Here is a 12,398-nt window from a genome sequence, read left to right on the forward strand (position 1 = left end):
AAGGTAAGGAGAAGACGGCGATGAGCAAAGTGCATCAGTCGGCATGTCCGCTGAATTGTTGGGACAGCTGCGGCTTTTTGGTGACTGTTGATGATGGAAAGGTAACAAAAGTGGACGGAGATCCAAACCATCCGATTACGGAAGGTAAAATCTGCGGCCGCGGCAGAATGCTTGAGACAAAAACAAATTCGCCTGATCGGCTTCGCTATCCAATGAAAAAACAAAATGGCGAGTTTGTGCGGATTTCTTGGGAGCAGGCACTTGATGAAATTGCCGATAAACTTCGGGAAATCAAGGAAACGTCGGAGACGACTGCTGTTTTGCACAGCCATGATTATGCGAATAACGGTCTGTTAAAAGCGCTTGATCAGCGTTTTTTTAATGGATATGGCGGCGTGACCGAAATCGTCGGAAGCATATGCTGGGGCTCCGGTATCGAGGCGCAAAGCTGGGATTTTGGCCGTTCGTACGGTCACGGACCGCTTGATATTTACAACAGCAAGCATGTTGTTGTGTGGGGAAGAAATGTATCCAGAACAAATATGCACTTATACCACCACTTGCAGCAGGTGAAAAAGAAGGGCGCCACAATTACGGTGATTGATCCGATCTTCAATCCGACTGCCAAGCTTGCCGATCGCTATATCTCTGTAAAGCCAGGAATGGACGGCTGGCTTGCGGCAGCCGTTTTGAAAGTTCTGATTGAGACGGGAAGAACGGATGAAACGTTTATTTCTGAGCACTCTGTCGGTTTTGATGATGTGAAAGAGCTTTTGAAGACCGTTTCTCTGGAAGAGTTTATTGTGAAAACAGAAACTTCTATGGAGGACCTGGAGTATCTGGCCGCTTTGTATGCTGATGGTCCGGTGTCTACTTTTATGGGGCTTGGCATGCAGCGTTATAAAAACGGCGGGGGAACGATTCGTTGGATTGATGCACTCGTTGCGGCAAGCGGAAATGTCGGAATTAAGGGCGGCGGCGCGAATTTCGGAAATGTCCAGATTGGTGAGAGCTTTGCAAAAACAAAGCTGACGCTGCCGGAATTAAAAACAACATCCCGTTCTTTTTCAATGATGACACAGGCTGAAGAAGTGTTGACCGCTGCTGATCCTGCGATTGAGATGATTATTGTGACGTGCGGAAATCCGCTGACTCAGGTGCCGAATACAAATAAGGTGAGACAAGCATTTGAAAAGGTTCCCATGACGGTCGCGATTGATTCCATTATGACGGATACCGCAGAGCTGTGTGATTATGTTTTGCCGACTGCCACTGTTTTTGAAGAAGAAGATATCTACTATTCCAGTATGTATCATCATTATGTTCAGTACGGGAAGAAGCTTGTGGAGCCGCAGGGTGAAGCGAAATCGGACAGCTGGATCTGGTCAGAGCTTGCAAAACGTCTTGGGTTTGGCGAGCTGTTTGAATACAGCACTCAAGAATTTTTAGAGATGGGGCTTTCCTCATTGGAAGCAGAGGATGTGACACTTGAGCGTTTAAAAGAAAAAGGCCACCTCCCTCTTCCAGTAAAACAGGTGCCGTGGGATGATTATCAGTTTTTGACGCCGAGTGGAAAATTTGAATTTACTTCGTCGCTAGCTGAGCAAAAAGGATTTAGCGGCTCGCTTCAATTAAATGTGCCCGAAGAATCTGTTTTCCATAATGAGGAGTTAGCTGAAAAGTACCCTTATACGCTGTTATCCATTCATCCGCAGCGTTCCAACCATTCACAGCATGTGCCGTTTATTGAAAAGCTTCAGCACGTTCAGGTCGATATTTCTCCAGATATAGCTGCTGAGCAGAATCTTCAGGATGGAGACGAGGTTGTCATCTTTAATGACCGCGGACGCTTGAAGGGCAAGGTGAAAGTGATGAAGCAGGCTCATGCGAAGACGATTAATATAGATGAAGGCATGTGGGCGGCTTTTGGAGGGTCAGTCAATGCACTGACAAATGATACAAATTCTGATAATGGAATGGGAAGTACGCTTTTTGACTGTTTAGTAGGCTTGAAAAAAGCATAATCAAAGGGATTGGCAGGTTGAAAATGCTTTTTTGTCAGCTTGTCTTTTCCAGTGAACCTCCTTATAATTGCTCTAGGTTCAAAATACACTCATACAATGACGGTTTTATATAGAGGAGATGAAAGAATGGCTTTAACAGCTGGAATTGTTGGTTTGCCGAACGTCGGAAAATCAACACTATTTAACGCAATTACACAGGCCGGTGCCGAATCAGCCAACTACCCGTTCTGTACAATTGATCCGAACGTGGGAATTGTAGAGGTGCCGGATGATCGTCTGCAAAAGCTGACTGAGCTGGTCAACCCGAAGAAGACTGTGCCGACTGCTTTTGAATTCACTGATATTGCAGGGATTGTAAAGGGCGCATCTAAAGGAGAAGGACTCGGCAACAAGTTCCTATCTCATATTCGCCAAGTTGACGCGATTTGCCACGTTGTCCGTGCTTTTTCCGATGACAACATTACACACGTTTCCGGAAAGGTTGATCCGATTGATGACATTGAAACGATCAACCTTGAGCTGATCCTCGCTGATATGGAAACGGTTGAAAAGCGGATTACACGCGTCAGCAAGCTTGCGAAGCAAAAAGATAAAGACGCTGTATTTGAGTTTGAGATTTTATCTAAACTGAAAGAAGCGTTTGAGAGTGAAAAGCCTGCTCGATCTGTAGAATTCACTGAGGAGCAGCAAAAGCTTGTGAAGCAGCTCCATTTACTGACTTCGAAGCCTATTTTGTACGTGGCCAACGTAAGTGAAGATGAAGTTGCTGATCCATCTGGCAATGAAAATGTAGCGAAGATTCGCGAGTACGCTGCCGGCGAAAACGCAGAAGTTATCGTTGTATGTGCAAAAATCGAATCTGAAATCGCTGAGCTTGAAGGCGAAGAAAAGCAAATGTTCTTGGAAGAGCTGGGCATTCAAGAATCAGGTCTTGATCAGCTGATCAAAGCGTCTTACTCTCTTCTCGGCCTCGCAACATATTTCACAGCCGGAGAACAGGAAGTCAGAGCTTGGACATTCAAAAAAGGCATGAAAGCACCTGAGTGTGCAGGAATTATTCATAGTGACTTTGAGCGGGGCTTCATTCGTGCTGAGACAGTTGCTTATGAGGATCTTCTTGCGGGCGGCGGTATGGCAGGAGCTAAAGAGGCAGGAAAAGTCCGCCTTGAAGGGAAAGAATATGTGGTCCAAGACGGAGATGTTATTCATTTCCGATTTAATGTATAGGATGCAGTTGTAAAGGGACAAGAGCTTTGGTATAATATAAAATTGTGAGTAATAGAATTATTGCTCCTTGCCCATTATGGGCCGCTTAGTCCAAAAGGAGGTGCAAACAGATGAGAAAGTACGAAGTTATGTACATTATCCGCCCAAACATTGACGAAGAGTCTAAAAAAGCAGTTATCGAGCGTTTCAACAACGTTCTGACTTCTAACGGTGCGGAGATCACTGGAACAAAGGATTGGGGTAAACGTCGTCTTGCTTACGAAATCAACGATTTCCGCGACGGTTTCTACCAAATCGTAAACGTTCAATCTGACGCTGCGGCAGTTCAAGAATTTGACCGTCTAGCTAAGATCAGTGACGATATCATTCGCCACATTGTTGTTAAAGAAGAAGAATAAGCAATTTTGAAATATATAATGGTAAAAGGTGGTCTTTCTTATGCTTAACCGAGTTGTATTAGTCGGAAGACTGACAAAAGACCCAGAGCTTCGTTATACGCCAAACGGTGCGGCTGTTGCTACGTTTACTCTTGCTGTGAATCGTACATTTACGAACCAGTCCGGAGAACGTGAGGCCGATTTCATTAATTGTGTCACTTGGAGAAGACAAGCCGAAAACGTTGCAAACTTCTTGAAAAAAGGAAGCCTTGCAGGCGTAGATGGCCGTTTACAAACAAGAAACTATGAAAACCAGCAAGGACAGCGTGTCTTCGTGACAGAGGTCCAAGCTGAAAGTGTTCAATTTCTTGAGCCGAAAAACGGCGGCGGTTCTGGTTCAGGTGGATACAACGAAGGAAACAGCGGCGGAGGCCAGTACTTTGGCGGAGGCCAAAATGATAATCCATTTGGGGGAAATCAAAACAACCAGAGACGCAATCAGGGGAACAGCTTTAATGATGACCCATTTGCCAACGACGGCAAACCGATTGACATCTCGGATGATGATCTTCCATTCTAATGTGATTATCACCTAAAATGAAAAAGAAAGGAGGGAAATGACAATGGCAGGAGGACGCAGAGGCGGTCGTGCGAAACGCCGTAAAGTGTGTTATTTCACTTCTAACGGTATCACGCACATCGACTACAAAGATGTAGATCTTCTTAAAAAGTTTGTTTCTGAGCGCGGTAAAATTTTACCACGTCGTGTAACTGGAACAAACGCTAAATACCAACGTAAATTGACTGCAGCGATCAAACGCGCACGTCAAATGGCTTTACTTCCATACGTAAGCGGTGAGTAAGCTGATACGTAAAGAGCAAGGACCTTCGGGTTCTTGCTCTTTTTTATAGGGGGGAGGATGAAACATGAAGTTGATTTCATGGAATGTAAACGGCCTGCGGGCTGTGATGAGAAAAATGGATTTCCTCTCTTATTTGAAAGAAGAGGATGCAGATATTATATGTCTTCAGGAAACGAAGATACAGGACGGCCAGGTTGATCTCCAGCCTGAAGGCTATCATGTGTACTGGAATTATGCAGTTAAAAAAGGATATTCCGGCACAGCTGTTTTTTCTAAGCAAGAACCGCTGCAGGTCATCTACGGTATCGGATTAGAAGAGCATGACCAAGAAGGCAGAGTGATTACGCTGGAATTTGAAAACGTGTTTGTGATAACTGTTTACACGCCCAATTCCAGAAGGGGATTAGAGCGGATTGATTACCGCATGCAATGGGAAGAGGCTTTACTGTCTTATATTCTTGAATTGGATCAGAAAAAACCAGTGATTTTATGCGGTGATTTGAATGTAGCCCATCAGGAGATTGATTTGAAAAATCCAAAGGCGAACCGGAATAACGCTGGATTTTCAGATCAAGAAAGAGAGGCATTCACTCGTTTCTTAGAAGCTGGTTTTGTTGATTCTTTCCGTCATGTTTATCCTGATCTTGAAGGCGCTTATTCCTGGTGGTCGTATCGTGCCGGCGCCCGGGACAGAAATATTGGATGGCGGATTGATTATTTTGTTGTTTCTGAAAGACTTAAGGAACAGATTGAAGATGCCAGCATATCAGCGGATGTCATGGGTTCCGACCATTGTCCTGTTGAACTTATCATCAATATATGATGAGATAGCAGTAAGGATTTTACACTTACTGCTTTTTTTATATGAAAAAGGAGAAAGAGATGGCAAATATAAAAGAGATCGCAAGACTGGCAAATGTATCTGTTTCGACTGTCTCGCGTGTATTGAATCATCATCCGTATGTGTCTGAAGAAAAGAGAAAGCTTGTTCAACAAGTCATGAAGGATTTGGATTATACACCAAATCGAACCGCAATCGATCTCATTCGCGGGAAAACCCATACGGTCGGTGTGATTCTGCCTTATAGCGATCATCCCTGCTTTGATAAAATCGTTAACGGAATCACCAAGGCGGCTTTTCAAAATGAGTATGCAACGACCCTCCTCCCCACCAATTATAACCCCGCTATTGAAATCAAATATTTAGAGCTGTTAAGAATGAAGAAAATAGACGGTCTTATCATTACATCCCGTGCCCAACTTGGGGAAAGCTCTCGAAATCACATAAAGCAGACTTTCATGAAGCATTGTACAGCTGCTTACTGAAGTTGAAAATTTGGCAGTCCGCTGGAAGATGAAACAGGATCATGCTAAATTTGCATTTGTATTAACAGTTTTGCAACGTGTGTAAGTCAATTCGATCTGCTTGGAATCAATTCACCGAGGACATCAACTTCACGTCTGACTCCGTTACCATGGAAGAGCCTGTAAGGGAACTGCTTATTGAGTAAGAGGTACTTACATGAGGGATAGTAGCGGAGACTACCGGCATTGGCAAACGGAAGTTTTTAACCGGACAAGGCCAGAAAATCGACAAAGACGAAAAGGGTAAAATCAGAATTCTTTGAGAAGAACAAAAGGTGTAAATGAGCTGTAGAGCTGTTTTTGCTGAATAGCAAAGCGATAAAATTTTTTAAAAAAGTGATGCAAACTTAATGATATATTTAAATACACATATTTTTCGCGTGTTTAAATGTTATGCCGCATACTCAAGGATAAGCATAAACTGCTTGAATTTATTACATTGAAGTTGATTGTATCTAAGATACTTGATTAAGAAGGTAATAAAAGGTCCAAGTATTAAGATTGAGATTATAAAATAATTGAAATCGATTCAGCAAGATTACCTTTCGCGAAAATTTCCTTCAAAAAAAACTAAGCTAAGTGTGTTAGTTCTCAAAAAATGATTGGGTTTAAAATTTTGTATGACCAGTCTTTGAACTTGGCTAATAATCGGCCAATAACTTATATAGAGGCCGATTGTTAGCCAATATTTGAAAGAGTTAGGAGGACACTTGAGAACTTTCTCTCATCTTACCAAGATTTAAGGATGGATAAATATACACTAGTTATAGTGTACAGTTTTCTATGGTTCTTGGTTAGAGAAAATAAAGCATCATTTAAAAAACAGTTTTCGACTTTTTAGGTTGTCTTTTTTGAAATTTATTTTTTTTCTTTTGTTTATTCGATACTTCGTCCAAATCATTATTGAAAAAGATAAAAATAAAAATATAAAATAGAACAATTTAAACATTCCAATAACACTAATAAAACTTAGTATAAAAGAAATACTAGACAACACAAAGATGGAGGAAAGATTCATTAAAGTTCCGATTAATGAATTAAGTGTGCTAATATTAGAAGCAGGACTATTCTTTCTAATTTCCACAAGTAAATTTTGATAGTATATATAATAAAAGCACAACGTTATTGGGAATAATAGAAAGAATGTTATTTTGTAACTAAATTCCATTATTACATAAGCGCTGATATTCACTAATAGTAAAAGGGGATAGGAGTAAATTTGCTTGTACTTAATTTTTGAGAATATATAAATTCCTAATATGTTGCATAACTGAAATATTACATAAGTATACCCAAAATAACTAATAGAAATATTTTTTTGTTGGTAAAGAACCTGCCAATATTGAAAAAAGGGTTGTAAAAAGAAAGATAACGAGGCATATAATAGGATAAGTTCAAATATTCTTGGGTTTTTGAAAAAGTAAGCAATAGAATTTATAGTATCATAAATCGTTGTCTTTAAAATATTATGGTTTTGAAATTTTTCCTTTTCCTTTTCTTTTTTAAAGGATTTTTTATTATTTTTTTGTTTAAAACCTAGAGATACGACTATACTTCCTATAAATAAGAATATAGATATTAGGTAGATATTATCAATAAAATACTTGAAAAGTACACTTCCTATAATAGCCCCTAAAGCAGATGAAATATTTAGTGCATAAGAGTCTAATTCAGTGAATTTTTTTAAGTTTTTTTTCTCAGCATTTAATTCATTAATAATCTCACTTTCAAGAGTTCCTGATTTAAATGCTGCACTTGCTCCGTAAAGAATCCATGCAATGTATAGAAGCACTTTACTTTCAGTCGAAATGTAAATTAGTGAATAGCCAAGAAGAATAAGAAAAATTGATATTATATACATTCTTTTTCTTGACCAGTTATCACTTAAAATTCCACTTGGAAATTCAAGAATGAACAAAGTAGTCATATACACAATTTGTAGTAAAGCGATCTCTTGTAGAGTAACGCCTCGTCCTAACAAATAAACTGTTAGGACAGCATGAGGTACTGTTCGTCCTAAATTCCAAAGAAAATCTGATATAATAAAGATATTAATATTCTTTTTAATAGACACTGGAACATTCATATATATAATCCTTTAATGTATTTTCGATTGAAACTTCAGTATGTAAGACTCTTGTAGTAGCAGAGTAGTAGTCAAGAAAGTCAATAAGTTTATCTGGAAAGTGTTGATTAGGTAATTGATTTTTTAAATTATCAAGTATCATTTGAAAATCCTTATTACTAATACTTGGAATATTAAAATCTCCTAAGAACTTTCCCTTTAATTTTAACAATTGAGATAGTTCAAATTCTGGAACTTTAATAATGCTAAAACGTCTTTTAAACGCTTCATCTTCTAATAATATATTTGCCTCTTTAATAGTTGTTGCTCCAATAAATTTAAGTTTTTGACCGGATAGATAAGGTTTTAATATATTTGTTGCTGACATTCCCCCTGTAGAATGCCCTAAGTCAATTAGAGAATGTAATTCATCAAAAAATATTATTAAATCTTCTTTGACTGCATAATTTAAGATATCTACAACTTTTTGTTCGAATTCTCCTCTGTATTGGCTGCCTCCAATCATTTTAGCTACTTCTATACAAAGAATCTTTTGTGATTTGTGGTTTCTAGCATAATATTCAACTAGAGTAGTTTTCCCAGTACCAGGTTCACCAACTAATAGTATATTATTTTTTATTTTCTTTGATAATACAATCTTCATTTTTTTTTCTAATTGTCTTCTTGGAACATAAATTCTATTAATAAAATCATTTTCCTGTGGAACAATTATATATCCAACATCTCTTAAAAGTTTAGGTATTTCGTTTATTTGTTTTTTCTTTTTTAAATATATCATTGAAGAGAATTGATTATCATCTAGTTTTAATAATTCTAAAAAAATATCGATATTCCCTTTAGATTTCTCATAAAATTGTGATATTTTTTTTGTGCTCATACTTAATTCATGGTAATCATCAGGATTTTTAGAAACAATAATATCATACTTTTTACTAAGGTTATTTTTATCAATATGATCCAGTATTTTAAATATACTTTGTTTTTGTTGAATTAATTCAGCTAGCATCAATCTAATAACCTCTTTTCAATAATCCAATCATCAGTATCTAACAGGATCCGCTTTTGTTCAATGGAATTCATATGGTAGCCTGTAATATACTTTAAAATTTCTATTGAAGCCATTTTAGCTGCTATACCATTAAAAGGATCTATTATAGATGCTATAAAATTTTCATTAATAATTTCAGTACGACAATCATTTTTCACCATTAGTTTTGGGAAAATATCTGAATAACTTTTTGTCTTCCCAGGTATAATTAGCGGTCCTATTACGACTTTTGAGTGATTATAAGGCCCAAAAAACATCCAAGGGATCTTTAAATCTTGTGAAATTTGATCAACCATGTATTGGATTTCTCCTCTGGGGGTATCAGCACACAGAACTATCAGATCTGCATCATGATGGTCTCTGATAATCTGAAGATCATCAATTGTAGTTATAAATTTTTCATATGTATGTAATTTTAAGTTTTTATTGTATTTTTTTAATTTTCTTGCAGCAACTTGAACCTTGCTTTTCCCTATATCATCTTCTGAATAAAGAATTTGCCTAGAGGTATTGCTTAACTCGATTTCATCTTTATCGATGATAACCATGTCCTCAACGCCCATTGATGCTAGAGATAGTGATAAATAACTTCCAATTCCACCAACACCTATAATTATTATTTTAGAGTTCACAAGTTTGCATTGCATACCATGAGCATCTGAATAATTTAAGCCTTTTAGAGTATTAAAAGACTTGATTTGTCGATCAAATTTTTGTAATTGATAATCTGATAAAGTCTTAATCGAGTCAACATTATCGTCATACGTTTTAATAATGTTATTCTCGATTGAAAACTCAAATATTTTATTGTAGTTACTATTATTCACATAAAATGCATTGTTCAGTTGTTCTAATCCTATTTCTTTGGAAACTGGAAAGCGAAATATACTTAAGAATTCTAGGTATTCATCAATTCCTTCTGTAATTAATACAGGTTCATTATCGGCAACCATAACAACTAGTCCGTCATTTAATAGGTCGCATCTTATGGAAGTATTTAAACTATATCTATGTTCCATTTAATTACACCTCATTTATATATATGATTAGAAAAATTGCAGCGGAAGATATAATAATCATCTTCCGCCTCTGTTTAGTTTGATTTTAAGTAAGCATTAAGGAGTAATAACATTAACAAGCAATCGATCTTTAACTTTAGACTCAACTTTAGTAGTAACTTTAATCATCAAAAACACCCCTTTCATATACTTATTAACCAAAAAATAACTGGTTTAATTTAGGTTATCACAGGGAAAATAAATGAGTCAATATATTATTTTAAATTATCAGAAAATAAACTAGGTTTTTAATTAAGTATACTTATAAATATAATACAAAATCAGTCTATTTTAGTATTGCCTTATGAGGGGGAGATTGAATATACATACAGCGATCTGGGTCAAAGATTTAGAGCGAATGAAGGCTTTTTACGAAACGTATTTTAACGGCAAAGCGAATGATTTGTACCATAATGAGAAAAAAGATTTTAAGTCTTATTTTATTACGTTTGATTCCGGAGGAAGGCTGGAAATGATGAAAAAAGGAAATGTGACTGATCCGCCTTCACCAACGATGACAGGCTGGGCCCATATTGCCTTTTCTGTTGGAAGCCGGAAGAAGGTTGATGAACTGACTGATCGATTGAAGAAGGATGGTTTCGCAGTAGTAAACGGCCCAAGGACAACTGGAGATGGCTACTATGAAAGTGTGCTTGAAGATGATGAAGGAAATTTGATCGAGATTACAATCTGACATCTGGAGTGACTTGAATGCTAAGGGCTGCGAGAATGTTGAAGGAATTGTAGTGAGATCAGTGCGGCAGGTCCGCACTGACTTTTTTAAATCTGTTTTGCATTCGTATTAGGACCGAAGAAGATTAACAGCAAGGAGCAAGCGAGCCAGCAGCCCCCAATAAATAAGAAGACGCTGATATAGCCGAGCTGAACGGCAATAAATCCGACAAGCAATGAGCCAAAAATGTTTGAAAAACGGCCAAGACCATAGGCTAAACCGCTGCCAGACGAGCGGTATTCAGTCGGATAAGGTTCAGATGTATAGGCGTATAAGTTCGAGGTAAAGACCCGTTCTGTGATATTCACGATAAAACCAAATACAATGATCATGATGGGAATAAAAGTCATACCATATAAGAGCCCGGCGATGGCCGTCAGAAACGCACTCGCAGCTAAAATCCATTTTCTTTGAAATCTTTCGGAAATCATGGAGCCGAGCAGTGCGCCAAGTGGAGCGCCGACGGAATGCAATACGTTATACCATAATGTATTTTCCATGGTTACGCCATTGCTTTTTAGCAGGCTTGGAACCCATGAAGCAAATCCGTAAAACCCAAACGTTTCAAAAATCCATACAGCTGATAATACGATGGTGATTTTGAGGTTTCTGCCTTTCAATAAGCCGGCGTAACCTGCATGCTGCTTAACAGTTTCGCTTACTTTAGGCTGGGATGCTGCCGGAAGCGGGCCTTTCTCCTTTTCAACCTGTGCCTCAATTCGGTTGAGGATCGCATCGGCTTTCGCATATTCCCCGCGATTTTCGTGCCAGCGAGGCGACTCTTCCAGCCGTCGAATAAAGAAAAAATAAATAAGGCCGACGGCACCCCATACAAATACTAGCCTCCATCCCCATGAACCAAGAGGAATGACAAAGGCAGACACAATGTTGGTGATCGGCACCCCGATCAATCCAATCATGGCACAAAAAGAAATATATTTTCCACGTACACTTGAAGGGAAAAATTCCGCCAAATAGCTATTCGTAATGACCATGGCGGCTGCAACGCCAAATCCGGTGAGAAAACGGAATGTCATTAAAGATGGAATGTCCCATGCCGCAGCATTGCATAGCGATGCGATTGAGAAAACAAAGACAAATAGATTTAAGGCTTTTTTGCGGCCGATTCGATCGGACAGCCGTCCGCCCAGTGAAGCGCCTAAAAACATGCCTAAAAACGAAGCAGCCGTTACGTTAGCAATAGTTGAAAGCGGGATGCCCCAATGTTCAATCAGTGCCGGCGCTACATTGCTGAGGGTAAATAAATCTGCGAGATCAAAGAAATAAACAATGCCGAGAGCGGTTAACACTTGGAAATGAACGCGTGAAATCGGAAGGCGGTCTAAACGATTCGCTGCGTTTGAGAAAGGATGTGTATTCTTTTGTTTGAAGATCGTATTCATAAAAAACCCCCTTTTAGTAGTAAGAAAAGACTGAAAATTCCCCTCTTGGGACTATTATAAGTATCTTGGTTCATTGGCAACAGAGTTCAAATCACTAGATGGAAGAACTAAATTCACACTTTATATTTTAATTTTGCTTAAAAGATTTCCAAAACAGTAGATTCATAGACCAATTTATGCAAATATATAGTAATATTCTCATTGAAAGGAAGAG

Annotated in this window: 11 protein-coding genes and 1 pseudogene; 8 read left to right on the plus strand and 4 right to left on the minus strand. The window is 38.4% G+C overall.

The window, feature by feature from the left end:
- Positions 1–20: 20 nt before the first annotated feature.
- From PUN35_RS14945 to PUN35_RS14975, 7 genes and pseudogenes are all read left to right on the plus strand, one after another.
- Complete coding sequence (locus tag PUN35_RS14945) at positions 21–2,024, plus strand: molybdopterin-dependent oxidoreductase (protein WP_014481509.1); 2,004 nt, start codon at positions 21–23, stop codon at positions 2,022–2,024.
- Positions 2,025–2,150: 126 nt separating this feature from the next.
- Positions 2,151–3,251, plus strand: a complete 1,101-nt coding sequence (gene ychF, locus PUN35_RS14950; RefSeq protein WP_003242727.1) for a redox-regulated ATPase YchF — start codon at positions 2,151–2,153, stop codon at positions 3,249–3,251.
- Between the two features lie 110 nt (positions 3,252–3,361).
- The gene (gene rpsF, locus PUN35_RS14955; RefSeq protein WP_003244064.1) at positions 3,362–3,649 is read left to right on the plus strand and encodes a 30S ribosomal protein S6; all 288 of its coding nucleotides are present in this window, start codon (positions 3,362–3,364) and stop codon (positions 3,647–3,649) included.
- Between the two features lie 40 nt (positions 3,650–3,689).
- The gene (ssbA, locus tag PUN35_RS14960) at positions 3,690–4,208 is read left to right on the plus strand and encodes a single-stranded DNA-binding protein SsbA (RefSeq protein WP_003219228.1); all 519 of its coding nucleotides are present in this window, start codon (positions 3,690–3,692) and stop codon (positions 4,206–4,208) included.
- A 43-nt stretch (positions 4,209–4,251) separates the two neighbouring features.
- On the plus strand, positions 4,252–4,491 hold the full coding sequence (rpsR, locus tag PUN35_RS14965) for a 30S ribosomal protein S18 (RefSeq protein WP_003219224.1): 240 nt from the start codon (positions 4,252–4,254) through the stop codon (positions 4,489–4,491).
- A gap of 64 nt (positions 4,492–4,555) precedes the next feature.
- Positions 4,556–5,314, plus strand: coding sequence for an exodeoxyribonuclease III (gene xth, locus PUN35_RS14970; protein WP_014481508.1), 759 nt, complete (start codon positions 4,556–4,558; stop codon positions 5,312–5,314).
- 59 nt (positions 5,315–5,373) lie between these two features.
- Positions 5,374–5,763: pseudogene (locus PUN35_RS14975) on the plus strand (LacI family DNA-binding transcriptional regulator); the annotation flags it as partial.
- A 904-nt stretch (positions 5,764–6,667) separates the two neighbouring features.
- Here the strand turns inward: PUN35_RS14975 and PUN35_RS14980 are convergent.
- Genes PUN35_RS14980 through PUN35_RS14990 form a run of 3 tightly spaced genes read right to left on the minus strand, consistent with a single transcriptional unit; the run spans position 6,668 to position 10,009 of the window.
- Positions 6,668–7,942, minus strand: coding sequence for an MFS transporter (locus PUN35_RS14980; RefSeq protein ID WP_014481505.1), 1,275 nt, complete (start codon positions 7,940–7,942; stop codon positions 6,668–6,670).
- Positions 7,920–8,948, minus strand: a complete 1,029-nt coding sequence (locus PUN35_RS14985; protein WP_014481504.1) for an AAA family ATPase — start codon at positions 8,946–8,948, stop codon at positions 7,920–7,922. Before PUN35_RS14985 ends, PUN35_RS14980 begins: the two co-directional genes overlap by 23 nt.
- Positions 8,948–10,009: a ThiF family adenylyltransferase gene (locus PUN35_RS14990; protein WP_014481503.1), complete on the minus strand. Its 1,062-nt coding sequence runs from the start codon at positions 10,007–10,009 to the stop codon at positions 8,948–8,950. The genes PUN35_RS14985 and PUN35_RS14990 overlap by 1 nt, the downstream gene beginning before the upstream one ends.
- Before the next feature lie 343 nt (positions 10,010–10,352).
- Between PUN35_RS14990 and PUN35_RS14995 the strand changes: the two genes are divergently transcribed.
- Positions 10,353–10,742 carry a VOC family protein gene (locus PUN35_RS14995; RefSeq protein ID WP_031601202.1) on the plus strand — a complete coding sequence of 130 codons (390 nt, stop codon included), beginning with the start codon at positions 10,353–10,355 and terminating at the stop codon, positions 10,740–10,742.
- Positions 10,743–10,828: 86 nt separating this feature from the next.
- Here PUN35_RS14995 and PUN35_RS15000 read toward each other — a convergent pair whose 3' ends face one another.
- Positions 10,829–12,184, minus strand: coding sequence for an MFS transporter (locus tag PUN35_RS15000; RefSeq protein WP_014481501.1), 1,356 nt, complete (start codon positions 12,182–12,184; stop codon positions 10,829–10,831).
- Positions 12,185–12,398 lie beyond the last annotated feature (214 nt).

This window comes from Bacillus sp. N3378-2at (assembly GCF_033412715.1).
GTDB classification, from domain to species: Bacteria; Bacillota; Bacilli; order Bacillales; family Bacillaceae; genus Bacillus; species Bacillus subtilis.